This is a genomic window from Paraliobacillus sediminis, assembly GCF_003426055.1.
The window spans coordinates 879,023-905,015 of record NZ_QJSI01000003.1; the positions used below are offsets into that span (position 1 = coordinate 879,023).

A 25,993-nucleotide genomic window follows, 5' to 3' on the forward strand; every position below is an offset into this window, starting at 1 on the left:
AGCTTTTACAAAGAAATAAATATCATGCATATACATATAAATAAAAGCTTGTACATATATATGTATATGAATAAGCAAGTAACCTTAACTCGGTTAACTAGATTGGAGGACGTATGAGGCGGTATATTTTTATTATCTTCATTTCAATAATACTGTTTAGTTCATTGATTTTTTTCAATAATCTGTCTGAAACAACTATAAAATACTTTCCCATTGATGATTCAAGAACTTTCTCCAGTGTTTCAACAAAACTAAAATTATTAATGGAACAAGGAAAAGATAGCTATACAATAGATTGGCATACTTCATCCGAATTAGATGAATTAACTTATCTAAGGCAAGATATTGCTCTTTTATATGTTGATGGTCAATTGAAAGCTATAAAAAGTAAATGGAAGGAACAAGAACGTACGATAGATTTACAAACAACAATAACGGGAGAAGATAGCAGTCATTATCAAGCGATCTCTTTTCATCATGCAGAAGTACATTATCCAGAAGATAAGATAAAAAGTGTTCAGGCTATGTCACATGATGAGTTATATGTAATTGATTCACCCCAAACACCCTTAGAGGCATTTAAAGTACCTTCAAACGATTTACAAACGGAATGGAAAGAAACATTAAATCATGCAACAAATCAACAATTATATTATAAATGGCAACAATTACTTGATCACTTTCAATTAAATAGTGATGACTATCTATCTATACCTTTAAATATGCTTTATCAATATGAAACCACTGCCTTTCCTAATTTGTCAGCAACTCAAACAAAAAAAGTCATTGGTCAAATGTGGGAAGGATTATACGCAAATTATATTCTTCCATTCAATGAGTCTAGTCCTTCTTCTAAAAGCTTTATTCCACTAATACTTTTAGATAAAGAGGGAACACACTTACGGATTTTATTTCAAGATCACACTGGCCAGATGCAACAACTTATTCAAAATTATTCATTTGAAAACCAATCTTGATACAAGTCACTGAATAAATTATTTGTAGGATCTAAATCTATTGCTTTTTCTAGTGACTTTTTGGCCTTATTTGCTTCATTATTATTCATATAAATTAAAGCCAAATTATAATGTGCTTCCGGTATTTTATTTGGTTCAATCGATATCAAATGCAATAAATCATCCATTGCCTTATTCGTTTGATCTAAATTACTATATGCGTATGATCTTAGGAATAATAATTCAGCCAAATAATCGATCGGGTTATTGTTTATTACACTAGTTGTAACTTGTATTACTTCTTCATATTTTTCTTCTATAATAAGTTGTTGTGCGATTTGGGTTTCTAGAGTTGGATCATAATGTGCAGATGTATCAAATACGCCATATAAAAGCAACGTTATGAGTATTCCGACATAGACTAAAATGGCCAGTAGTTGCTGTTGGACCTTTTTTTTCTTTGGAAAGAATACAATTCCCGATGCAACAAGACCACCGATTAAACCACCAATATGAGCTCCATTATCGATTTGTTGTACTACAAAGCCAAATACAATATTAAATGCAATAATAACAATTATATTCCATCCCATTGTTTGAAAGAAAATTCGACGATGGTGTATTCCAAAAAATAATAATGCTCCAAACAAACCAAAAATAGCACCAGATGCGCCTGCAGCTAATTGGGGACTAAAAGCAAAACTTGTTATGCCACCTAGAATTCCAGAACTAAAGTATATAAATAAAAACCGTTTTGCACCATAAATCCGTTCAACTAAACTACCAACAATATGTAGTGCAAGCATATTCATTACGAGATGTAAGAAACCAATATGTAAAAACATAGAGGAGATAATTCGCCACCATTCCCCATCCAATATTGCTGGATTATACTTTGCACCGTAACGCATTAAAGTATCTGTTGAGGTGCTTCCGCCTTGTAATTCTAACAATAGAAACATAAGTACATTAATAACTAGCAGCACATATGTATAGATTGGTTTCGCATATTGAAATACCTTTGTAGATTTGTTTTGGATTTGTTGAAATTCTCCAAGAATAGATAGTTTTAGATACTGTGTAATCCGCTCCATTTCTAATACGTTACGCGGTATGTTAAGTTCGATTGGATCAACAGCCGTTTTCTGGAATAAAAGTTCTATTTCTTTTGTCCTATTCTCTTCATCTACATAATAGGTGTGTAGGTTTGAAAATTTGCCCTGATTTATCTTTTTTGTTTCTTTTAAAATTTCCCAATCATCCACTGGAGCTTGCTTTGCTACATAGACATTATGTATTTCAATATTTCTACCTAAAAATAATTTAGCAAGTTTTTTAGCATTATGAGAGGTTCGATCTACATCTATTTTTAATTGATTCTTCCAATCAAACTCTTGATTAGTAAGACGAATCACATGATTTTGTTTTCTTTTATTTCGTTGTAACCAAACTTCTGTATGTTTATTATCGATAAAGACTATATCAAATCCATGTTGATGAATGAAGTAATCTGTTAATTTATAAAGATAAAATGTATCTTCTAGAAACATCTCTACCACCCTTTCTTCCCTTTTTATCATACCATTAAATTATAGACGAAGGGGACGTTTCTGCATTAGAAACGCCCCCTTCGTCTATAATTTATTTTACATTCCCAAATATACTAGGCATCAAGTGATTTCGTAAAATTGGAATACGCATACTCAAAGCGATCATTACTTTTCGAATAACCGTAAAAGTTAAAAGCATATTTATTATTTTATATTTTTTTCTGTATAAAATAACTCCACCGAATAGCATCGCACAAATCATTATTATTTTTTTCATCTCATAACTTCATCCTTCCTAATTATATTCAGCAAGAATAGTTTACCTCGAAATAAAAAAAATATGATTTATCTTTTGAAAAACCGCGAAAATCAATTCGTTATTATACGATTAACTGGCACATCAAATGACTCTGGAGAAATACTTTCAATTATTTGTTCCTTCCACGCTAATGATATTGTATTTCCAGTATATTCAGCTAAAAATCGATCGTAATAGCCACCACCATGACCAATTCGATAATTCAAATGGTCAAAGAGTAATCCAGGAACAATTATTAAATCTATTTTGTTTGATTCAATCTGAATCGATACAGCAGGATTCGGCTCTAACAGTCCAAAATATACTTTCTCCAATTGCTCAAACGATTCTAAGTGATAAAATAATAATTTAGATTCATTCGGCAAACATTTTGGCACTACAATCTTTTTGCCTTGTTTCTTACCAGCTTCTATTATTGGTCTCGTTTCCCACTCGTTTCCCTGTGAAATTGTTACACCAATTACTTCCGCTTGCATCCAATATGTACTACTAAACAAATTTTGATAGAGTTGTAACTCAATCCTCGTCTTCTCCTTACTAGATAAACCCATTAACTTTTGTTTGATTTCATTGCGCAACTCTTTTTTTGTTTCCAGTTTGGTTCACTCCTTTGCCAGTAAAAAGATGAAAAGCTCTTACCTAATATTAGGCAAGAGCTAGAACGTAACTTCTATTTAGTTTCGCGGTGAAGCGTTTGTTTTTTCAAACGCGGGCTATATTTCTTCATTTCTATACGTTCCGGGTTTGTACGTTTGTTTTTTGTAGTAATATAATTACGGTCACCTGATTCAGTACAAGCAAGTGTGATATTTACGCGCATCATTATCCCTCCAAACTATTCATCTAACAACTCTTAAATTTAATATCATTTTCAGACTTATCTATAATACCAAATATAAACGTATAATTCAAGGTTCTTTATAGATTTCGAATAAAATTATAGTACTTTTTTTCAAGAACCAATTGTGTTATAACTAATAGAGTGAACATTAGGAGGGAACTTAGTGATATATACAATTATTAGTTTACTTGTCGTTGCTATCGTATTATTTATTATCTCATTTTTTATGAACGATAAATTCAAACTTTTGGAAGATCAATTAGAACAGACATCTTTATCTTCTTTACAAGAGACGTATCAAATGAAGAAAAAAATTAAAATTTTAGAAGAAGAATTGCTTTCAGATGATATGGACGGACTTGATCTACAAAAGCCGAAACAAACACAAACTCCTTTGATGCGGAGAGTACAGCAAATGCATTTAGCAGGAAACTCTGCAGCTGAAATTGCAAGATCAACTAATTTAAGTGAGTATGACATCCATTCGCTTGTTAGACAATTCTCAACTAAAGGATAGAGGCATTTATAATGAAACCATTCATACGTGTATTTACATTCGGATTACTAACAGCTACAATCTTATTAAGTATTACATTTTTTTTAGAAAAAGATAAAGAAACTGTAAGCAAAGAGTTAAGTACAGAAGAAATGATTACTAAATTAGAAAATCAAGGATATTTCGTTACGAACGAAGATCCAACTTCCATTACGGAGGAAGACGACACGATAGATATGGAGAATGAACAAGAAGAAGTGATTGAAAAAGAAACAGAGGAAGATACAGATACTTATAACTTATCAATTGAATCTGGTATGACAATTTCAGAAGTTGCGAATTATTTAGTCGCAGCAAACATTATTGATAGTCAAGAAGCTTTTATTGCATATATAACTGATAATGATTATGGTACGAGCATACAAATAGGTCAATTTGAATTAAATAGCGATATGTCCACTGAAGAGATAGCAAATACGATAGCGAATCAAAATTAAAAACCAGTAGTGTCTAGACAGTTGTCTTAACACTACTGGTTTTTTATTCATTCAAGTCTAAAGACTCACCTTTTACAAGATACATAATATTTTCTGCAATATTTGTTAGGTGATCTCCATACCTTTCTATAAATCGGCCACAAAACGCCATTTGCATGATCAATTGAATCTTTTGTGGGTTTGTAGCTGTCTCTTCTAATAATTCCTGTAAGACATTAGCATACATACCATCAATTAAATCATCCATCTCAGAAAGATTTTTTGCTATCGTAATATCTTCTTGTTCATATGCATGAATGGCTAAATCAATCATTCTTAAAGCCACATCACGCATATCCGCTAATGATTCGTGGATCTCTAAACCATGATTCTCTCCTAAATGTTTGGTAGAACGAGCTATATTTTTCGCGTTATCTGCCATCCGTTCTAAGTCTGTTGATATACGTATTGCAACAATTAACTTCCTTAAATCTGAAGCTACTGGTTGCTGACGAGCAATTAATAATATCGCAGTCTCGTTAATATCTAAATCAATTGCATCTAATCGTTTATCCGCTTCAACAACTTCTGCAGCTAGACTTGTATCTGATTGATACAGCGCATGAACAGCATCTTGCAATTGTACCTTTGCTCCTTGGGCCAAATCAATAACCTTTTGCTTCATTTTATCTAATTCAATTTCGAATTGCTCTCTAGCAACCATAAAAATCCTCCCCCATACCTTTCAGATATTAACCAAATCTTCCTGTAATATAATCCTCTGTTCGCTTATCTTTAGGTAAAGAAAACAACGTATCCGTATCTGTATATTCAACTAATTCTCCATTTAATAGGAAGGCTGTTTTATCTGATATACGGGCTGCCTGCTGCATATTATGCGTTACTATAATGATAGAATAATTTTTTTTCAGCTCTTGAATTAATTCTTCTACTTTTAATGTTGATTTAGGATCTAATGCCGATGTTGGCTCATCCATTAAGATAACATCTGGTTCAATCGCTAAACAGCGCGCTATACATATACGTTGTTGCTGTCCACCTGATAAGCTATAAGCATTATCTTTTAAACGATCTTTAACTTCATCCCAAATGTAAGCACCACGAAGGCTTCTCTCGACAATTTCATCTAAGACTTTTTTGTTACGAATGCCATGAATCTTCGGACCATATGCAATATTCTCATAAATAGACTTTGGAAATGGATTTGGTTTTTGAAAGACCATTCCAACATTGGTTCTTAATTCTTCCACCTTAAATGACTTATCTAGAATATTTTTACCTCTATATTTAATTGTTCCTGATGTACGGACATTAGGAACTAACTCTACCATTCTATTTAACGTTTTTAGATAGGTTGATTTCCCACAACCTGATGGTCCAATAATGGCAGTAACTTCTTTTTCATATAGTGGCAAATCAATACTTTTTAATGCTTGCGTGTCACCATACCATAAATTTAAATCTTTTGTATCATATACTATATTCGCAACTTCTTTCGTTTTTACTGGCGTATTTTTATTTGAGACAAATTTTAGATTATTTTTATTCAATTCTGTAGCAGTACTCATTTCATTCACCCCTTATATTTAATATCTTTGCTGAAATTTGTTTCTGATTATAATTGCCGTAGAGTTTAAGATAAATAACAATACCAATAAAACAATAATTGTAGCCGATGCTAAATACGCATACTCTTCCATCAATGAAGAATCTAGCGTCCAATAATAAATTTGCATTGGAAGTACTGTAAACTTGTCAAATATACCTCCAGGGAATGGAAGCAATAAAGCAGGTATCCCCAAAACAACAAGCGGCGCTGTTTCGCCAATTGCACGCGATAGTGCCAAAATTGTTCCCGTCAATATTCCAGGTAATGAAGCTGGTAAAATAATATTTTTAACTGTTTGCCACTTGGTTGCACCCATTCCAAAAGAAGCCTCACTTAAATGGTTTGGAACAGCACGAATTGCCTCTTGACTTGATACAATTACAATAGGTAATACTAACAATGACATGGTTAGCCCACCTGCTAAAACTATATTTCCAAAATCTAAAGTTCGCACAAAGATGGTCATTCCTAATATCCCATATACAATAGAAGGTACACCCGCTAAGTTTGAAATATTAGTTTGAATTACCGACTGTAATCGACCTTTTCTCGCATATAATTCATTATAAATTGCGGTACTGACACCTAATACCATTGTTACAGGTACAACAACAGCCATTAACCAAAAGGTACCAAGTACAGCACCCATAATACCAGCTCTATCAGGACTCGTTGATAGTTTACCAGTTAAAAAATCCAAATTGATATAAGATAGACCTTGTGTTAATACTCGAATAATTAAAACAGCAAGAACGACAAGTCCAAATAACGTAGATAATAAGAAAATTGTTTTTAATATATTATTCAAAATGAGCCGAGATTTCATTTTTTTCTCAACTTGCTTCGTACTTAAATGCTTCATTTAGTATTCCTCCCTAAACTTACGAGAGACATATCTTGCGACAATATTCATTAGTAGTGTAAAGCAAAATAGTGTCATCGCAACTGCATATAAACTATAGTAGATAGTTGAACCAGCAGGTGCATCTCCACCAGAAACTTCAACAATATATGCTGTCATTGTTTGCATCGATTGCGTTACATCAAGCGTAAAGTTTTTGGAACTTCCACTGGCAATAGTTAATATCATTGTTTCTCCTATAGCTCGAGAAATACCTAAAACAAAAGAGGCAATAATACCTGATAAAGCAGCTGGTACAATTACACGAAATGTGACTTCTAACTTTGTTGCTCCTAGTGCTAGTGCCCCTTCTCTCATTGCATTTGGGACAGAACTCATTGCATCTTCAGATAAAGATGCAATCATAGGAATAATCATAATTCCCATTACAATACCTGGGCTTAGCACATTAGTTGCTTCTAAACCAGGGATGAAGTCTCTTAATAGAGGTGTAACAAATGTAAATGCAAAGAACCCATAAACAATCGTTGGAATACCTGCAAGCAACTCTAAAAGTGGTTTTAATGTTTTTCTTACACGATCAGTTGCATATTCACTCAGATAAATTGCTGTCATCATTCCAATCGGGCCTGCTACAAGCATTGCAATAACAGATGAAATAATAGTACCTGAAATTAATGGAAGGATACCAAACTCTGGATTTTGGCTTAATGGTTTTAATAACGTACCAGTAAAGAACTCAATAATCGATACTCTAGAAAAAAAGTGTATTGTCTCTGTTAATAGCGTGAACAATATACCAATAGTTGTTAGTAAAGAAATCATTGCAATAAGGAATAGTAAGATTGGAATTGCTTTTTCTACAATAGTAGAAAAACTTCTTGTAGTCCTTTTTTTATTAATCAATTCTCTCACTTGAACAGCATTATCTTTGTTTAAATTGCTGTCATTCATCACTCATAACACCCCTCTTAATATGTTATTAATACCACTAATAAGAAGAGAGTAATTTGATACTCTCTTCTATTAGCAGTTTTTTTAGATTTTAATTATTTAAGTCCTTCTAAGAAATCAATACTTTCTTGTGCTTCTTCATCTGGGATAGGAGCAAATCCTGTTTCACCTGCAAAAGTATTTACATTATTCATTAAATAAATCCCATAATCTAACACTTGAGCTTTGTCTTTTGCATTGTTGACGTTTAAATACGTGAAGACTGGACGTGTAAAGTTTGCATAATCCCCATCTTCAGCAATTGTTTCAAGTGAAGGTTCAACTGGTCCATCACCAAAATCAACACTTACTGCTTGTAATTTATCTTGATTGTTTACATAGTAACCAAATCCGAAGAATCCAATAGAGTTAACGTCTTCAGCCACTAATGTTACAAGTGTAGAATACTCTTGTTGAAGATTAACATCACTTACAAGATCAGCCTCTTCAAGAATATTTTCATAAAAGAATTCATACGTACCGTGATTCTCGTTCGGTCCATAAGTGTTTATTTTTTCATCTGGCCATTCTGGATTTATGTCAGACCAGTTTGTTACACCACCATCAGCAAGGAAGATGCTTAACAGTTCATCTTCTGTCATTTCTGAAGCCCAATCATTATCTGGATGCGTAACGAAAGTTAAACCATCTAATGCAACTTTTAGTTCCTGAACCTCTATACCAAGCTCCTCAGCAGTTGCTGATTCTTCCTCTTTAATTTGGCGAGAAGCATCATTGAAATCTGTGCCATCTTCAACTAAGAACTTTTCAAATCCAGCACTTGTACCTGAACGACCTACTTCAACAGATACACCTTCTTGTTCTGTTAACATATATTCTTCTGCAATTCTAGCCATTAATGGATAAACTGTTCCAGAACCATCAACAACAACACTACCTTCTAATTCTGCAGATTCACTTTCAGTATCTTCTGTTTCAGTTGATTCTGTATTCGAATCGTCTGTTTCTTCTGCACCTGACTCATCACTTGAACCACAAGCAGCAAGTAAACCAATTGATAATACTAATAGTAAAGCTAATCCAACTAATCTTAAATTCTTCATGTAATGTTTCCCCCTACAGTTTTATAATATGTTTTAGGCTTGGCTATCTCAGCCACAAATTAATCATAACGTATAAGTTTGAACTTACCGTTAATTGAATGTTAAGAATGTGTAAATTAAGCTCTTATTTTGTCAGCAAAAATAAAAAAAAGACGTGAGCGTTAATTCCGCTCACATCTTTGATTAATTTTCTTCTATTATTTCTTCATTTAAGTTTTCAGTTACGCCTGCTTCATCGCGTTCTTCTTTCAATTCAAAATATTTTTCAATGATCCGGTTACCAATTTCATGATGAATTCCATTTTGATCATTACCAGTTCCGGTTTTTGGAATAACTATTGCAAAAGCTACCTCAGGTTCATCATATGGTGCATAACCAACTAATGAAAGGTTATAAGTAGATTGTATATTACCATCTGCATAGAATTCATTTTGAGCTGTCCCTGTCTTAGCGGCAACCTTATATTCATTATTACCCCAATGACTTGATGCGGTACCTTCTGATACGACACGTTTAAACCCTTCTTGCACACGTGCAATATAAGCATCATCCATCACGACTCGGTTGAGTATGTCAGTGTCAAAACTTTCAATGACAGGCCCTAAGGTGTCCTTTGAAGCATTCGATTCCCTTACTTCTTTAACAATATGCGGCCTTACTCGATAGCCATCATTTGCAATAGTTGACACATATTGTGCCAACTGCAGTGTTGTATACGTATCATATTGGCCAATCGCAAGGTCTAAAAGAAGTCCCCCATTATCAGGATCTCCGACTACACCAGTTGATTCATATGGTAAATCAATACCTGTTTCAACACCTAAACCAAATTGATTATAATAATTTCGTAATGTCTGAAACGAATCCCAATTAAAGCCTGATAGTTTTTCACCATATTGATAGTTTGCACTCGCTAATCTAATCGCTACATTAAACATATAAACGTTTGATGATTGTTCTAACGCTTCTATATCGTCTACATAACCTAAATTATTACTCCAAGAACTTTTTTCAGGGTCATTCGCAATTTTAATTGGCCGATCATAAATTTGCTCTCCAGGACTCATTACACCTGAATCTAAAGCAGCTAACACAGTTGCTCCTTTGATAGTAGAACCAGGTAAATGTTGATCATAAATCGTCCGATAAGAATGATCTACGTATTCATTGTCTTCCGTGCGGTGTGCACCAGATAACGCAAGAACATCTCCAGTTTGCGGATCTAACATAGCAACCAAAGCATCCTCCATATAGCGATTTTCACTCGGATTTTGATTATAGTAGCTTTCTAGCTCTTCTTGAACAATCTTATCTAACTCACTTTGTAATTCAATATCTACAGTTAAAATGAGATCACTGCCACTCTTTCCATCGATAACAGTATTTTGTCCTACAATAACACCGTTATTATTTGTAACATATTCTATTATTTCCTTTTGTCCAGTTAATACACTTTCATATTCTTGTTCCAACCCACTCTTACCAACGCGATCATTACGACTGTATCCACGAGTTAGATAGAAATCTTGATTTTCGCTTGGTATGCCTTCATTTGTTGAAGTAATATCACCAATAAAAGTAGAAAATGTATCATCAACTTTCGAAACACGATTCCAATCAATCGAAGCATCAATCCCTGTAAGCTCATACAAATGCTCTGAAACTAATGCATACTCTTTTTCCGTCACATTTTCATTTTTAACAATATGTGGCGAAAATTCACTAGCAGCATCTAATTCTTTTTTTATTGCAACAACATTTAATAAAACTGGATCGGACCAATCATACTCGTTGTAATCTTCAGCTGTAATTTTATCGAGTGTAATTTTATATTGTTCACTTGTATCTAATCCTAATTCCTCTTCCGTTAATCGCTCACCTGCCTCTTTAGCATTGAGCATGTACCAATATTCTTTTTTATCTCTTTCTCGAATTAATTTGTCTAACTCTTCAAATTCTTCTTCCATTGTAATATATTCACCTAATTTCTCTGCAAGGTCTAAACGTTCTGCAGCAGAGTCACCATTCTTAGGTGGGGTATACGTAATCGAACGTGTTGATTCGTTATCTAAAATTAAATTCCCAAAGCGATCATACATTAGACCCCTTGGCACAGAAATTGAAGCTTGTGTATTTTCAGTTTCATTTATTTGATCTTGTGCAGCTTCACCATTTAAAATTTGCACGACACCTAACTGCAAAATTAATAATGAAAATAAAGCAAACACAAAAATGAATAATATATTTAATCGAAAGGGAAGTTGCATTTTCCTTTTTTTCTTTTTCCCCATTTATGTCTCCCCCTTTATTACGAACTCAGTTAGAGTAATTATAACACGTTATCTATCTATTTTCATTATTCATTACACCATCTTTTAATGGGGTTGCAGGATTTTTCCCTGTTGGAAGAAACGATACCTTTCGTATAAAGAAAGAAACAACAATATGTCCACTGCCTAATAGCACTAATAAATAAGGAATAATTTGATCGGCAGGGAAAAACGTGATACTAACTATAAATAGCAGAATCGAGCTCACTCTACCTACATTTAAAAATAACTCTCTAACCACAATATACTCAATTCGCATTTCTTTTGCCTGCCATCCATGCCCAATTACATCGTATGTCATAGAAGCATAAGGAACTGTAAATAATGGATACGCAATACCAATTATTGCACCATACAATAAGAGAATGGGATAGTTCAAATTAAATATAATAAGAAAAATCGCAAAATATAGTGCTAACCCGCCAATTAGAATTGACTTTTTTCGCATATGCGGTTTAATTAATCGCGTTGCCGCATAGTAACAAACAAAAGAACAACCTGAAAAAATGAGATTAAATGTACCTAAAGCTAGCTCACTTCCTGTAGCAATGAATACCCAAATTGATATTACAAACACAAATATTCCTTCTCTTAAACCTTGAAACGTATGCGCATATAGAATATTTCGCCAATTTTTATTGTTTTTCCTTTCATATAAAATACGTCTAAAATCGAATTTCCCTGCAGCCTTCCTTCTTTTCAAAAAGAAACTACAAATTACTGCACAAATAAATAAGAAAAAAGAGATAGAGAAAATAATCGTATAACCTTGTGAATTATTTAAATTTGAAATAATGTAACCAGCTAGTATTGGACCAATCATCCCACCAAACGACTGCATTAAACCCAAAAACCCATTAAAAAAATCGCGTGTATCTGGTTCCGTAATTTCAAATGTTAATACGTTAAACGCTAACCAATAGAAACCATATCCAACGCCTAACAAGGCACCCAATAAGATGTTATAAGTTGCAGCATTTTCACTAACTAGCAAAACTGTCATAAAGAAGAGAGCTAAAACAGTAACTCCTAACCGTAAAACGATAACCCGATCTACTCTTTTAGCTAATCTACCGGCAACGATAAAAGTAACTGGCTGCAAAATATACACTGCTGCATTATACTGTGCAATAGCTATGTAATCATTTGATTGCTTCCATAAGTAAATATTCACAAATGTATTGGAAAGGAATGTAGCCAGAGCATACAATCCGCCAATTATTAATAATAGCTTTAAATCTCGGTTAACCTCAATATCACCTAATAAGATGTTTGTTTTCTTTTGCATATCCAGTTCTCCTTGTTTCGTTCTAAATCTTATTGTTTTCAATTGACAAGGAGATATGCAGTTTTAGATAGTTTATATTAATTATGTAAGGTATTTCATTAGTTAAATACTATAATATAGAACAAATAAAAAAACTGAGGATATTCCCTCAGTTTTTTTATACTAAATACTTACCTATTATTTAGTTGCTTCGTATAATTTAGAAACTTCATCCCAATTAACAACATTCCAGAATGCTGCAATATAATCAGGGCGTTTGTTTTGATATTTAAGATAATAAGCATGCTCCCAAACATCTAAACCTAGAATTGGAGATATACCATCCATTACTGGTGTATCTTGGTTTGGTGTGCTAGTAATTTCAAGTTTACCATTTTTAACAATTAACCAAGCCCAACCTGAACCAAAACGACCAGTTGCAGCTGCTGCAAATTTTTCTTTAAACGCTTCAAGACTACCAAAGGCATCTTTAATTTGTGTTGCTAATTCGCCAGTTGGCTCTCCTCCACCATTTGGTGAAAGTAATGTCCAGAACAAGCTGTGGTTTGAGTGACCGCCACCGTTGTTTCGAACAGCAGTTTGGATAGATTCAGGTAAGTTATCTAAGTCAGATAGAAGCACGTCTATTGATTTATCTTGTAAATCCGCATGTCCTTCTAGTGCTGCGTTTAGTTTAGTCACATACGTATTGTGGTGCTTCGTATGGTGAATATTCATTGTTTCCTTATCAATATGAGGTTCTAATGCATCATAAGCATAAGGTAATTCAGGTAATTCAAATTTAGCCATAAATAATTCCTCCTATAATAGTATGTAAGAAAAACGTTCACAGAATATTCGTTTTTCTGATATATTAATGTTACCAAAGGTCTTCCATTCTTGCAACTTTTATGCTTTATTTATAGAATTTACAATAAAACCATTTTTATTCTTACTACTTATTTATACACCTTCTACATTGTTATTAAACCTCTTTATTCATCATTACTTCTATTTTTACCTGTAATGTCTGTATTATCAAGGTTTTCTAGCCTTTTATTTTCTCTCTTCTATTTATTATGAGTCATTTTATAAAATTTTTATATAAAAATTTTATGTATTTATTCATAAAAAAAACAAGCATAGAAATGCTTGTTTTAAAGGATGGCTCGGGACGGAATCGAACCGCCGACACACGGATTTTCAGTCCGTTGCTCTACCGACTGAGCTACCGAGCCTTATTATGTAGAAAAGAAAAAATGGAGGAGGATGAGGGATTCGAACCCCCGCGAGCCATTAAGCCCCTGTTGGTTTTCAAGACCAATCCCTTCAGCCAGACTTGGGTAATCCTCCGTAAACAAATTATTCTTTTAAAAGATGGTGGACCCTGCAGGATTCGAACCTGCGACCGATCGGTTATGAGCCGATAGCTCTAACCAACTGAGCTAAGGGTCCTTACTTATGGGGCGACCGATGGGAATTGAACCCACGTATGCCGGAATCACAATCCGGTGCGTTAACCCCTTCGCCACGACCGCCATAGTAAAACATTTTAAAATATTGTATTGTATTTGGTAGCGGCGGAGGGGATCGAACCCCCGACCTCACGGGTATGAACCGTACGCTCTCGCCAGCTGAGCTACACCGCCATAATGGCTCCACAGGTAGGACTCGAACCTACGACCGATCGGTTAACAGCCGATAGCTCTACCACTGAGCTACTGTGGAATAATAATTAAAAGTTTGTGATATGCGCTTTTGAAAAAGTTAATTTCAATCAAGCGACGATATATAATATAACATGTATAAAAAAAACTGTCAACACCTTTTTATGTATTAATATTTGCGCAACAAAATTAATATAGCATGTCCTTCTAAATCATTCAAGCCTTTTTCATAGAAAAACTTTATCTTTTTTCAAGTAAGCCTTCAAACTCTATGTAAAATTGAAAAAGAGGGGTCTTCCCCCTCCTTCACTTTAATGTACAGCTTCAGGACTTTTTTCTCCTAATACTTCTTCAACAATGTTCAATGAATGATCTCCAATACGCTCTAAGTTACTTAAAATATCAACAAAGACAATACCAGATGCACCGGAACAAAGCCCTTCATTTAATCTAATAATGTGTTTCTTACGGAATGTTCTTTCCATTTTATCAATTTGGTTTTCTTGTTGTACTACTTGTAATGCAATTTCTCGATCATCTTTATCTAATGCCTGAATTGCTTGTTTCACAGTTAAAACAGTTAAATCAAACATTTCATTGATATCGATTTGTGCTTGTGCAGTAAAACTAATTTTATTTGATATCTTATATTGAATTAACTCGACTATATTTTCAAAATGATCTCCCATTCTTTCAATATCTCGAACAGAATCAATTAAGGTTGAGTGTTTAGCACTTTCGAAATCAGATAAAGAAGAACTAGATAGCTGAACTAAATAATCTGTTATTTCTCGATCTAATTTATTTAGAGCATTTTCGACTTGCAATGCTGCTTCAGCATGTTTAGTCTGGTGGTTATTTAAAAACAGACTTGTTTCTTCCAAACCTTTGTGTGCATATTGCCCCATACGAATTACTTCTTCTTTTGATTGTTGAAGAGCAACTGAAGGTGATTGTTGAATAAATATCGGATCTAGGTGTGTCGGTTGATATTTAACCACCGAATCTTCTCCAGGTATTATTTTTGTTACCAAATACGCAAGGCCACCTATAAACGGAAATTGAATAAATGTATTAGAAAAGTTAAATATACCATGTGCAAATGCGATTGTCATTTCGGCATTTAAAGTTAATTGTTCTTGTATATAACCAATAAATTGTGTATATGGCCCAATAATTAATAGAACAAGCACAGTTCCGATAATATTAAAGATAACGTGTGTTAATGCTGCACGTCTTGCTGCTACAGTTGCACCAATTGATGCTAATATTGCAGTAATTGTTGTACCGATATTATCACCGAATAACACAGGTAATGCCGCCTGCAACTCTATCGCTCCTTCGGCCATTAAGCTCTGTAGAATACCAATAGTAGCACTTGAACTTTGAACAACTACCGTGAATAATGTACCAACAACTACACCTAATATAGGATTTGAAGACATATCAACGGTCAATTCATGAAATGCTTGAACATCCCGAAGCGGCTCTAAACCATTCCCCATTAGATCTAAACCGTAAAATAAGGCACCAAAACCGAAAATGGCTTGTCCAATATTTGCGGCCTTCTTACTTTTAAGAAAGAAAATCATCAATGCACCAACTGCCAATATAGGCAGCGCGTACTCTTCTATTTTAATACCTATTATAAACGCAGTAACTGTTGTACCGATGTTTGCCCCCATAATAACACCAATAGATTGTCTAAGTGTCATAAATCCAGCATTAACTAATCCTACTGTTAAAACGGTTGTTCCAGTACTAGTTTGCAATAAGATGGTTACGACTATACCAGCTAGGACCCCCATAAATGGATTACTTGTGAATTTATCAAGAATATCTTTTAATCTTTCGCCTGCTATTTTTTGTAGTCCATCCCCCATATATTTAATACCTAATAAGAAGATACCTAATCCACCAACAAATAGAAAGACAAGTGATTGCACATCAATTTCCATTGGACTTTTCATCCCTTCATATCTTTTTTTATTTATAAAAATAACACCTCTACCATTATTAATGAACAACTTGTCAATTGTAAAGATTTTTAAGTAAACTTTACACTAAATTTACACAAAGCTAGCTATAATTCGACAAATATAGGATTTACAAGTAAATTTTAGGGCATTTCACTTAATTTAAAGAAGCTATACTACTTATCCTCTCCAGTGCAAAAAAAATTATTGCTTCTAATTTAAAAAGCAATAATTGGTTTATTATTTTTATTTGGGAACAATTAAAATTCTTGTACCATCTACTTTTGTAACTACGATCTGTGTATCCTTTTTCACCCATTGTCCATTCGTAACAGCACTATAATCTATTCCATTAATGCGCACTGTTCCAACTGGCCGCATATCAGTAAGTGTAATTCCTTCTTCACCAATTAATTTCTTATAAGATTTATTCATTGTACTATACCCTTTGTCATCTGTTAGTTGGTCCAGTAAGGCTAATTTATTCCACATCTTTCTACCTTTAAAAACTTTTAAAAAGAATAAAGAACCAAAGCCACCCACTAAAACACCAATTACAGCATATAAGCCAGCAGTCCAATTGGGAGAACTTAGGCCTACAGATAGAATCATACAAAGAGCTCCGATCGTAGCAAGTGTTCCATCATTTATTAATTTACCATCAACTATTATCAGTAAGATTCCAATAAAATAAAATACTAACATAATAACAAACATACCTGGATCGAGGTATGTTAAAAAATAAACAGTTATAAATCCAAATCCTAATAATGCAAAGAAACCTCGCATATTAATTAACAATTCACCCATTAAAAATAATGTACCTAAACCTACCATCACTAGACTTACCCAATCAAGTTCTAAAATTGACATCGTAACACTTCCCCTCACTATATTTAGTATACGATTGAATAAAGCATTAGTTTCAACTATCTAATAAATTAACTTGAAAAGTAAAGGAGCATACCAGAAATGACACTAAGAAAATGGCTGATTTATACATTTATAATACTGTGTCTCTTCAGTATCTTTATGGATCTTAAAGTTGGTTCCCCAATTGACTATACCACAGATGAGTTAGCGCTTACTAATGATAAAACCAGGAAGGTGATTGTCAATAAAGAACAACTCAAATTTGAAGTTGTGTCTTACCAGATAACTGCAGGAGATACATTTATTAGTATTATGGATCAAATTAATGAACAATCTTTAGATTGGAATTTAGAACAATACATTAATGATTTTAAAGCTTTGAACCCTAAAGTAAATGTGCACGAATTAAAAGAAAATGGCAGTTATCTTTTTCCTCATTACATATATTAATTATACTGCAAAATAAAGAACACATTTTATTTTAACTACAATAAATATTCCTATTTTAGCTTGTACAGTGAATGGACTTTGAGAGCTACTAGAAGCTAGTAGCTCTCTTATTGAACCATTGGTGATTTCATATAGTTTTGACGCGGAGAGTGCTTTGAAAAGCATCAGAAGATACATCCCTAACCGATGGAAGATAGAAATAGCTAAAATAACCGGAATACACCAGAAATTAATTAAGCTATCTATGTAGACACAAGCAATAAACACTCTTTTACTAGCAAAAAAAAGGCTAAGCGGTATTAGAATGCTTCCATCTATGATGGAAGACAATTCAATGTCCTCTTAGCCTTTAAATGTTTAAAAAAATGGAACGATAAATAATGTGATAATCATGGAAAGTGCACCTGCAATAATTGCAGTATTTCCTAACGTATCTGCTCCACGACTTTTTGCTACAAATCCTACTATTATCCCTATTGCACTTAAAAATATTGGCATTAGAAAAAAGGAGAGTATAGACGCAACAACTGCAAACCAACCAAAGCCGGTTTTTGCCTCTACTTCTGATTTTCCATTGACCTTTTCTGATGCAATCGGTTCATTAAAATCGTTTGCAGTTAATTCCGCTGCAAATTCTTCGTCTCTCTCATTCGACTGATTTATTAAGTCAGACGAATGAACTTGACCTGTATCTTGTGCACCTTGTTGATTGATACCCATTGTATCAGTATCGGCCTCTGTTCCAAACTTAGGTGCATCTTGTATGTGTTCCTTTTTTTCATCCGGAGTGTATTGATCCATTTAAGACCCTCGCTTTCTTTTATGAGGTGCCTTTTTAGTCTGTCAATAACTCGGCTTTTAATTACACTGTAACTTTTTCCAAATTATTAATTAGCAAGAACAATTGTTTTATGTTCTTCAGCTTTCGTTTGGATTTTGACCGCATAGTCACTTTTTGCAGTACCATTCGATTCCTTATATGTTTCCATTCCAGACATCCCACGATGATATGCCGTTAAAGCTTCATCCCAATTGTCATATTCGTGGTGCAAGAAGTCTAAATATACAACAGATAACTGCATGGAATAGTATGGATCAAATAAAAGTTCCTCATCATAAGGTAAGTCAGCCATATCCGCAATCCATGGTGCTGTGTTTTTCATAAATTGTGACATTCCATAAGCTTGACCATATTTTGTTTCTGGTCCAACTAAACTTGGATCAAATGTATTTCCGGTCTCTACTTTTAAAAGTTCGTATACGATATAAGGATCAATCTCATATTTTTTCGCTTCATTTGCCAAATATATGCCCCATGATTTTTTGAATTCACCATCGCTATCTACAACAAAATTATCTGCCGTGCTTTCCAATTCCGACCAATTATGATAATTCGCTGTTTCTACGTCAGCAGGTTCACTATCATTGTATGAAGCTGTAGCTTCTAATTGATTATTTTTCTGCTCTAATTCCTGTTTTTCTAGTTTCAATGTGTCGATTCTTGTTTGATATTCTTTAAATGAGATGATAAAAATAATAGCGATTACTGATATTAGTCCTCGATAAATCCATTTATTCTCTTTCATTAACTATTAAGCACACCTTTCCTGTTAATCCAATTTCTACTACAGCATGTTATGCTATCCTACTCCGTTTTATATTGCAACTAATTAAGCTTTAAATCTAAATTTCGGCACATATCCATTGGAAGGACATATAATATCGTATTGGTTAAATATACCCGAAAATAGAGGTGATGAAACATGCAACCATTTGTAAAGCAAATGATTGAAAAAAAGTTAAGGAATATTACTAAAACAGAATTACTTAGCTATGCAAAACAATATCAAGTAAACGTTACGGATACACAAGCAGAAAAAATTGTTGCATTTCTTCATAAAACAGATTTAAATCCGCTAGAAAAGTCAGATAGAGTTGTCCTCTTAAAAAAACTTGCTCAAATAACTGATCTTGAAACAGCACAACAAGCGCAACAATTATTTAATCAAATAACAAAACAATATGGCGTGGATTCTTGGTTTAATCAATAACAAAAAACGCATTCATCTAATATGAATGCGTTTTTACATTATTGTTGTAAGATTTTTTCTTTAAGATCTGCTTGAAATTCAGCTTCTTTTAACATAGCAATTTCAAATTGATATGGTGGTTTTTTATTTTTCTTATCTTCACCTACATACGGTGTTTCTAATATTTTCGGTAAATGTTTCAGTTGAGGGTGATGGATTACATATCGTAAAGCATCATAGCCTATATAACCAAAACCTATGTTTTCATGTCTATCTTTGTGAGCCTCTATTGGATTTTTACTATCATTTACATGAATAACTTTTAAGCGGTCTAATCCAATAATTCGATCGAATTTGTCTAATACACCATCAAAATCATTTACTATATCATAACCAGCATCGTGAATGTGACATGTATCTAAACAAATAGATAATTTTTCATTTCGATCTACACCATCGATGATTCGCGCAAGCTCTTCGAAATTGCTACCTATTTCAGAACCTTTTCCGGCCATGGTTTCTAACGCAACCTGAACTTCCTGATCTTTTAATAATGCTTCATTTAAACCCTCAATAATTCGTTCGATTCCTCTATCCACACCTGCGCCAACGTGTGCACCTGGGTGTAAAACAATTTGTTTCGCCCCAATAGCTTGCGTTCGTTCAATCTCACTTTGCATAAACGTAACACCTAGTTCAAATGTTTCTTTTTTCGTAGTATTTCCCAAATTAATTATATATGGTGCGTGCACAACAATTTCTTCAATACCATTTTCTTTCATATGTGCTCGCCCTGCTTCGATATTCAACTCTTCAATTGGACGTCTTCGCGTATTTTGTGGTGCTCCAGTATAAATCATAAATGTATTAGCACCATAAGATGCAGCTTCTTCACTAGAACCTAATAACATCTTTTTACCACTCATTGATACGTGTGAGCCTAATTTCAATTCCAACACCTCTTCTTCAAAACTAACCTAATCATAACACGAACGTTCGAACCGACACATTAGAAAGATGGTTTATGAACGTTTATTTTGTTTTTGATTAATTCTCTTTTTAAGTTTTTGTTGCTCATATCTCATTTTCTTTTTGTATCCAGGTTTTACTTTTTTCGTTTTACGAACACGATTCCAAGCTTCTTGATCAGTAGTAGTACCTGTCTGTTTTCTTTGTGAACGTTCATTCCAAGCTTTTATTTCTTTCCATTCGCCTTTTACAATATCGAATGTTGTAAAAGATAGACCACGTTTAGTTAACTTCTGAATAAGGTTAACGTCCGAATCGTCATAAAGATTAATCGCAGTCCCTTCCATACCAGCACGAGCTGTACGACCTACACGATGAATATAGAATTCTTCCTCTTTTGGCATTTGAGCATTAATAACATGACTAATACCCTTAATGTCAATCCCTCTTGCCGCCAAGTCAGTTGCTACAATATATTGATAACGCAAGGATTGAATTTCTTTTAATACACGCTTTCTTTCACGGGCTTGTAAACCACCATGGATCAAACCTGTTTTAATCCCTTTTTCTTGTAATTGTTTATAGAGCTTATTGGCCGCCTCTTTACCATTAGTGAAGATCAAAACTAAATATGGATTAATCACCTCTGATATTTGATAAATTACGTCAGCTGGCTCACGATGTCGTAATGGCACTAACCGATGTTCAATCTTTTCAGGGGCAAAATGATCTTTAATATGAAAAGAAGATGGATTGTGTAAATATTTAGTTAAAAAAGGATGTAATCGTTCAGGAATCGTAGCTGAAAAAACTAATACTTGAATTGATTCTTGTGCTCGTACTAGCATCTTATCTATTTCTGTAATTAAACCTAAATCTAACATTAAATCTGCCTCATCTATTACAAAACCTTGTGCAGTATATATATCTAAAGCACCTTCTTCAATTAAATCTAAAATTCTTCCGGGTGTTCCAACAACAATTTGTGGCTGCTGACCTTTTAACTTTTCAATCATTCTTTTTTTATCTGTTCCACCAATAAATAATTTTGCGTTGATTTTATCTTCTTGATTTGAAAAAGCAAGAATTTTTTTTACTTCATTGTGAATCTGTGTTGCTAATTCTCTAGTTGGTGAAGTGATAACAATTTGCACCTCTTGTTTATTTACATCTAAGCGACTACATAATGGCAACAAAAATGCATGCGTCTTTCCTGACCCAGTATGTGATTGACCAATTACACTTTCACCACGTAATACTGCTGGAATGACTTTCTGTTGAATTGGGGTTGGTTCTTTAAATTGTAGATTGTCAATGACACCGTCAATCCACGGTTGTAAGTTGTATTGTTTAAATTGATGATTTTCCATATAAGTTAACTCCTCGTTTTTCCTAATCGTTTTGTACATCTATTATAAGTTAGATATACTGAAAATGCACATTACATTTCATTATATATCCTACATTGCCAAAAACCTATCTTTTTATTTTGTTTTCTATCTTCTTTATAATATAAGTATTACACATTGTATGAAACATTATTTTAAAAACAATGCAAGTTTATCATAAAGCGTCGGTCAATTCATAGCCGATCAAAAATAGATGATATTCGCATAGTCCTAAGAGGTTATTGTGATAGCGGTAGTTATTTTCTTTATTAGTAACGAAAACTTTCTCATCCCGATTCGTCAGTAAAGGCTCTCTTTTTCCGTGGGCACAACCATTTACTTCCATCGATAGTTTGAAGGGAATTTGAAATGCAGATTATAAACAATTGCTAAACTTGTCAGTAGCTAAAGATTAGCCAATATACGGTCTAGGTCTAATGGTAGAAATCTGTGCAAGTACAATTTCAGTTACATTTTAAATCAAAAGTAAATCCACAAAAATAAAGCAGACTATTCAATAGTAGTCTGCTTTATTTGTTATAAAAATTGAAACGGTTCTGTATCCTGACTAGATGCTATGAAAGTAAGTTCAAGGGATTTTTCAATTGTTTTCATTTCTAAATACGTCTTTATACCTTGTATCATTACCTTTTCTACATGATGTCCAGGATCAACGACAGCTAGTCCCATTGCCATTGCATCTTGTGCCTCATGAAACGTCATATCGCCAGTTACATATACATCTGCGCCCATCTGCTTCGCTTGATTAATAAAATCTTCCCCGCTGCCACCCAGTACGGCTATTTTTCTAACCTTTTTATTTAACTCTCCAACAACACGAAGAGTAGGAATCTCTAATTTTTCTTTAACCCTTAGACAAAAGTCATTTAGAGATATTGTTTCTTTTAATTCACCAACTCTCCCTGCCCCAATTGCTTTACCATGTTCTGACGGCACTAATACCTCTCTATTTATAATTTCCAATCGATCTGAAAGCATATCACTGACACCGCCATCAATAACATCCAAGTTCGTATGAGCAGCATAAACAGTAATGTCATGTTTTAACAACTTATTGATAATTCGGCCTGCTGCGTCATCTGTGTTGATTTGTTTTAAAGCTTTAAATAATAGTGGATGATGTGCAATTATTAAATTAACTTCATTTTCGATTGCCTCGTCTACAACATTTTCTAAAACATCCAATGTAAGTAATACTTTATTGACTTTACTCTCCAATGACCCTATTTGTAAACCGACATTATCCCAATCATAGGCATACTTTTTTGGCGCCCATTGCTCAAGAATTTCAACAATGTCACGGACACGTATTATCTCCTGCACCTTCTATAACCTCCTCGATTTCTTTTACTTCTTGTTTAAAAGAAGCTATTTTTTCAAAATTTATATTTCTAGCTTGTTTCATCTGCTCAATTACACGTAATCGTTTGTTTTTTTCAGATTCCCACTTTTCAATAAAAGCTTCGTTTTTTTCACGCAATAGATGTGGACCAAACAATAATTCTTTGCCAAGATCTTGATAACCGATTAATCCATCACCATTATCGGCAATTAGTATTTCATAAATATGCCCATCTTCTTTAACAATCTGTTCTGAAACTAATTGAAAGTGATGTGTGGAAAACCATTCGCGTACAAGGTGAGCATCCACATTGGGTTGCGCAATAATGCGTTCAATCTTAGATAATTTATCTTTTCCACTGTCTAATATTGAACGTATTAAGCCCCCACCCATTCCAGCTATTACAATTTGCCTAACGGGATAGTTTCCAATTACCTCTAAACCGTTGCCTTTTACAACCTCAATTTGACTAGTTAAGTTGAGAGCTTTCACTTGATTTTTGGCACTTTGAAAAGGTCCCTCATTTATTTCACCCGCAATTGCAAATGCCGTAGGATCAATTGAACAAACATAGCATGGCAAATATGCATGATCACTTCCTATGTCAGCAAAATAAGCTTTCGCTGGTAAATATCTTGCAACCATATGTAGACGATTTGATAATAATTTTTCATTCATATATAATTACCTCACAAAAATTCATTCTGATATCTAAAAAATATAAAATAGTGTACTCATTACAATTCCAATACTACCTAATATAACTAAAAACTTACTTTTTTTACGGATGCCAATAAAAATCCAACTAATACATTGTAGACCTGCTAAAAGCGAGGTTAATAAAATAGAACCAAAGCTTTGATGTATTAATGTTACGGAAATTAGTAAAATGATACTTAATAAAATAATTAACGCATAAACAATATATAATTTAAGTTTATTCTTTGATACGACATAAAAACCAAATGCAACAGCTAATATAAAAAATGAGAACAGAACTTGCATCATGAAGTTTAAATGAGTAAAATATAAAATATAAAATGTAATAGGTAATAAAAACAGATTTAAAGCCATGATAACTACACTAAGCAAATTTATTTGATCAGAAACAGGCTTTTCGGTTAAAGTTACAGATTCACCCTCTGTATAAAGAGCTAATAAAAAGTCACAATAATGACTTGGTAGCAAATGAGAATCTTTCCAATGTTTAATTTCTTTAATAATAATTAATTTACGATCTTCTTCTGTCATTTATCAGACACCTCACAAAAAGCAATACTAGCTAAAAAAACACGCAGCCAATGAAACCTCCAACATATTCAAAACATAAATTGGAAAACTCATCGTCTGCGCGTATTTTTCAAAGTGTTTATTCTAGAAAATCTTTTAATCGTTTACTCCGACTAGGATGACGCAGTTTTCGTAAAGCTTTAGCTTCAATTTGTCTAATTCTCTCTCTTGTAACGCCGAAGACCTTGCCAACTTCTTCTAACGTGCGTGTACGACCATCATCAAGTCCAAAACGTAAACGAAGTACGTTTTCTTCTCGATCTGTTAATGTATCTAATACATCTTCAAGTTGCTCTTTTAATAGTTCATAAGCAGCATGATCAGATGGTGATGTTGCTTCCTGATCTTCTATAAAATCACCTAAATGCGAGTCGTCTTCTTCACCAATAGGGGTTTCTAATGAAACAGGCTCTTGAGCAATTTTAAGAATTTCCCTTACTTTATCAGGAGTCAATTCCATCTCTTCTCCTATTTCTTCCGGAGTTGGTTCACGTCCAAAATCTTGAAGAAGTTGACGCTGTACTCTAATAAGTTTATTAATCGTTTCAACCATATGAACTGGAATACGAATTGTTCTAGCTTGGTCAGCAATTGCTCTTGTAATTGCTTGACGAATCCACCAAGTTGCATAAGTACTGAATTTGAAGCCCTTTCGATGATCAAATTTCTCAACTGCTTTAATAAGACCCATATTTCCTTCTTGAATAAGATCTAAAAATAGCATTCCTCTTCCTACATAACGTTTAGCAATACTAACAACTAATCTTAGGTTGGCTTCTGCCAATCTTCTTTTGGCTTCCTCTTCACCTTTTTCGATACGTTCAGCTAAACCAATCTCTTCTTTAGCTGACAATAAGTCCACACGACCAATTTCTTTTAAGTACATACGTACTGGATCATTAATCTTAATACCTAAAGGGACACTCAAATCATTTAAATCAAATTCTTCTACTTTTGAAATTTCCTTCATACTAGGATCTTCTTCAGATTCACCAATTATTTCTATTCCTTGTTCACTTAGATACTCATAATATTCGTCCATTTGTTCTGACTCTAATTCGAAATTGGCTAAACGCTCTGCAACCTCTTCATAGGCTAACACACCGCGCTTCTTTCCCATTTCTAATAGCTGTTCCTTCACTTGCTCGAGTGTCATTTCATTTTCGTTTTCTTTTGAACGTGATGGCTTATTATTCGCCATG

At 33.6% G+C, this 25,993-nt stretch carries 26 protein-coding genes and 6 tRNA genes; 5 read left to right on the top strand and 27 right to left on the bottom strand.

What is annotated here, in order from left to right; genetic code table 11:
• Positions 1-113 precede the first annotated feature (113 nt).
• Positions 114-977 (top strand): hypothetical protein, encoded by an 864-nt coding sequence (locus tag D2K60_RS17205; protein WP_117169224.1) that lies wholly within the window; start codon positions 114-116, stop codon positions 975-977.
• Here D2K60_RS17205 and D2K60_RS17210 read toward each other — a convergent pair.
• The 3 genes from D2K60_RS17210 to rpmG form a co-directional block, all read right to left on the bottom strand.
• Positions 953-2,506, bottom strand: a complete 1,554-nt coding sequence (locus D2K60_RS17210) for a rhomboid family intramembrane serine protease (RefSeq protein WP_162880724.1) — start codon at positions 2,504-2,506, stop codon at positions 953-955. The genes D2K60_RS17205 and D2K60_RS17210 overlap by 25 nt on opposite strands.
• A gap of 369 nt (positions 2,507-2,875) precedes the next feature.
• The gene (locus tag D2K60_RS17220; RefSeq protein ID WP_240335269.1) at positions 2,876-3,403 is read right to left on the bottom strand and encodes a 5-formyltetrahydrofolate cyclo-ligase; all 528 of its coding nucleotides are present in this window, start codon (positions 3,401-3,403) and stop codon (positions 2,876-2,878) included.
• A 92-nt stretch (positions 3,404-3,495) separates the two neighbouring features.
• On the bottom strand, positions 3,496-3,645 hold the full coding sequence (rpmG, locus tag D2K60_RS17225; protein WP_117169221.1) for a 50S ribosomal protein L33: 150 nt from the start codon (positions 3,643-3,645) through the stop codon (positions 3,496-3,498).
• Positions 3,646-3,829: 184 nt separating this feature from the next.
• Between rpmG and D2K60_RS17230 the strand changes: the two genes are divergently transcribed.
• Positions 3,830-4,183, top strand: a complete 354-nt coding sequence (locus D2K60_RS17230; RefSeq protein WP_117169220.1) for a hypothetical protein — start codon at positions 3,830-3,832, stop codon at positions 4,181-4,183.
• A gap of 11 nt (positions 4,184-4,194) precedes the next feature.
• The gene (locus D2K60_RS17235; RefSeq protein WP_117169219.1) at positions 4,195-4,659 is read left to right on the top strand and encodes an endolytic transglycosylase MltG; all 465 of its coding nucleotides are present in this window, start codon (positions 4,195-4,197) and stop codon (positions 4,657-4,659) included.
• Between the two features lie 43 nt (positions 4,660-4,702).
• Here D2K60_RS17235 and phoU read toward each other — a convergent pair whose 3' ends face one another.
• The 16 genes from phoU to D2K60_RS17315 form a co-directional block, all read right to left on the bottom strand.
• Positions 4,703-5,362 (bottom strand): phosphate signaling complex protein PhoU, encoded by a 660-nt coding sequence (gene phoU / locus D2K60_RS17240; protein WP_117169218.1) that lies wholly within the window; start codon positions 5,360-5,362, stop codon positions 4,703-4,705.
• A gap of 28 nt (positions 5,363-5,390) precedes the next feature.
• Positions 5,391-6,227: a phosphate ABC transporter ATP-binding protein PstB gene (pstB, locus tag D2K60_RS17245; RefSeq protein WP_117169217.1), complete on the bottom strand. Its 837-nt coding sequence runs from the start codon at positions 6,225-6,227 to the stop codon at positions 5,391-5,393.
• Positions 6,228-6,245: 18 nt separating this feature from the next.
• The gene (pstA, locus tag D2K60_RS17250; RefSeq protein WP_117169216.1) at positions 6,246-7,130 is read right to left on the bottom strand and encodes a phosphate ABC transporter permease PstA; all 885 of its coding nucleotides are present in this window, start codon (positions 7,128-7,130) and stop codon (positions 6,246-6,248) included.
• Positions 7,131-8,084 (bottom strand): phosphate ABC transporter permease subunit PstC, encoded by a 954-nt coding sequence (gene pstC / locus D2K60_RS17255; protein WP_117170340.1) that lies wholly within the window; start codon positions 8,082-8,084, stop codon positions 7,131-7,133.
• Positions 8,085-8,179: 95 nt separating this feature from the next.
• Positions 8,180-9,187 (bottom strand): PstS family phosphate ABC transporter substrate-binding protein, encoded by a 1,008-nt coding sequence (locus D2K60_RS17260; protein ID WP_117169215.1) that lies wholly within the window; start codon positions 9,185-9,187, stop codon positions 8,180-8,182.
• 183 nt (positions 9,188-9,370) lie between these two features.
• Positions 9,371-11,479, bottom strand: a complete 2,109-nt coding sequence (locus D2K60_RS17265; RefSeq protein ID WP_117169214.1) for a peptidoglycan D,D-transpeptidase FtsI family protein — start codon at positions 11,477-11,479, stop codon at positions 9,371-9,373.
• Positions 11,480-11,531: 52 nt separating this feature from the next.
• The gene (locus D2K60_RS17270; protein ID WP_117169213.1) at positions 11,532-12,806 is read right to left on the bottom strand and encodes an MFS transporter; all 1,275 of its coding nucleotides are present in this window, start codon (positions 12,804-12,806) and stop codon (positions 11,532-11,534) included.
• A 177-nt stretch (positions 12,807-12,983) separates the two neighbouring features.
• Complete coding sequence (locus D2K60_RS17275; RefSeq protein ID WP_117169212.1) at positions 12,984-13,595, bottom strand: superoxide dismutase; 612 nt, start codon at positions 13,593-13,595, stop codon at positions 12,984-12,986.
• Positions 13,596-13,950: 355 nt separating this feature from the next.
• Positions 13,951-14,023 (bottom strand) — tRNA-Phe (locus tag D2K60_RS17280).
• Between the two features lie 22 nt (positions 14,024-14,045).
• A tRNA-Ser gene (locus D2K60_RS17285) sits at positions 14,046-14,138 on the bottom strand.
• A 25-nt stretch (positions 14,139-14,163) separates the two neighbouring features.
• Positions 14,164-14,240: transfer RNA gene (locus D2K60_RS17290), tRNA-Ile, on the bottom strand.
• A 7-nt stretch (positions 14,241-14,247) separates the two neighbouring features.
• A tRNA-His gene (locus D2K60_RS17295) sits at positions 14,248-14,323 on the bottom strand.
• Between the two features lie 34 nt (positions 14,324-14,357).
• Positions 14,358-14,434 (bottom strand) — tRNA-Met (locus D2K60_RS17300).
• A 4-nt stretch (positions 14,435-14,438) separates the two neighbouring features.
• Positions 14,439-14,513 (bottom strand) — tRNA-Asn (locus D2K60_RS17305).
• 250 nt (positions 14,514-14,763) lie between these two features.
• Complete coding sequence (locus tag D2K60_RS17310) at positions 14,764-16,410, bottom strand: Na/Pi cotransporter family protein (RefSeq protein ID WP_117169211.1); 1,647 nt, start codon at positions 16,408-16,410, stop codon at positions 14,764-14,766.
• A 264-nt stretch (positions 16,411-16,674) separates the two neighbouring features.
• Positions 16,675-17,301 carry an NfeD family protein gene (locus D2K60_RS17315; protein ID WP_117169210.1) on the bottom strand — a complete coding sequence of 209 codons (627 nt, stop codon included), beginning with the start codon at positions 17,299-17,301 and terminating at the stop codon, positions 16,675-16,677.
• A 99-nt stretch (positions 17,302-17,400) separates the two neighbouring features.
• On the opposite strand from D2K60_RS17315, the gene D2K60_RS17320 reads away from it, so the two are divergent.
• Positions 17,401-17,751 carry a hypothetical protein gene (locus tag D2K60_RS17320; protein ID WP_117169209.1) on the top strand — a complete coding sequence of 117 codons (351 nt, stop codon included), beginning with the start codon at positions 17,401-17,403 and terminating at the stop codon, positions 17,749-17,751.
• A 357-nt stretch (positions 17,752-18,108) separates the two neighbouring features.
• Here the strand turns inward: D2K60_RS17320 and D2K60_RS17330 are convergent, their stop codons facing one another.
• Positions 18,109-18,552 carry a DUF4190 domain-containing protein gene (locus D2K60_RS17330; protein ID WP_117169207.1) on the bottom strand — a complete coding sequence of 148 codons (444 nt, stop codon included), beginning with the start codon at positions 18,550-18,552 and terminating at the stop codon, positions 18,109-18,111.
• An 86-nt stretch (positions 18,553-18,638) separates the two neighbouring features.
• Complete coding sequence (locus D2K60_RS17335) at positions 18,639-19,337, bottom strand: transglycosylase SLT domain-containing protein (RefSeq protein ID WP_117169206.1); 699 nt, start codon at positions 19,335-19,337, stop codon at positions 18,639-18,641.
• 177 nt (positions 19,338-19,514) lie between these two features.
• On the opposite strand from D2K60_RS17335, the gene D2K60_RS17340 reads away from it, so the two are divergent.
• Positions 19,515-19,802 carry a DUF2624 domain-containing protein gene (locus D2K60_RS17340; protein ID WP_117169205.1) on the top strand — a complete coding sequence of 96 codons (288 nt, stop codon included), beginning with the start codon at positions 19,515-19,517 and terminating at the stop codon, positions 19,800-19,802.
• Positions 19,803-19,840: 38 nt separating this feature from the next.
• Here the strand turns inward: D2K60_RS17340 and D2K60_RS17345 are convergent, their stop codons facing one another.
• From D2K60_RS17345 to rpoD, 6 genes are all read right to left on the bottom strand, one after another.
• Positions 19,841-20,731 (bottom strand): deoxyribonuclease IV, encoded by an 891-nt coding sequence (locus D2K60_RS17345; protein WP_117169204.1) that lies wholly within the window; start codon positions 20,729-20,731, stop codon positions 19,841-19,843.
• Positions 20,732-20,803: 72 nt separating this feature from the next.
• A complete protein-coding gene (locus D2K60_RS17350) occupies positions 20,804-22,120 on the bottom strand; it encodes a DEAD/DEAH box helicase (protein WP_117169203.1) in 1,317 nt (438 codons plus the stop codon).
• A 555-nt stretch (positions 22,121-22,675) separates the two neighbouring features.
• On the bottom strand, positions 22,676-23,482 hold the full coding sequence (locus D2K60_RS17355; protein ID WP_117169202.1) for a Nif3-like dinuclear metal center hexameric protein: 807 nt from the start codon (positions 23,480-23,482) through the stop codon (positions 22,676-22,678).
• Complete coding sequence (locus D2K60_RS17360) at positions 23,457-24,179, bottom strand: tRNA (adenine(22)-N(1))-methyltransferase (protein ID WP_117169201.1); 723 nt, start codon at positions 24,177-24,179, stop codon at positions 23,457-23,459. The genes D2K60_RS17355 and D2K60_RS17360 overlap by 26 nt, the downstream gene beginning before the upstream one ends.
• Positions 24,180-24,212: 33 nt before the next feature.
• Entirely contained in the window at positions 24,213-24,752 is a 540-nt protein-coding gene (locus D2K60_RS17365; RefSeq protein ID WP_117169200.1) for a hypothetical protein, read from the bottom strand.
• A gap of 118 nt (positions 24,753-24,870) precedes the next feature.
• Positions 24,871-25,992 carry an RNA polymerase sigma factor RpoD gene (gene rpoD / locus D2K60_RS17370; protein WP_117169199.1) on the bottom strand — a complete coding sequence of 374 codons (1,122 nt, stop codon included), beginning with the start codon at positions 25,990-25,992 and terminating at the stop codon, positions 24,871-24,873.
• Between the last annotated feature and the right edge of the window lies 1 nt (position 25,993).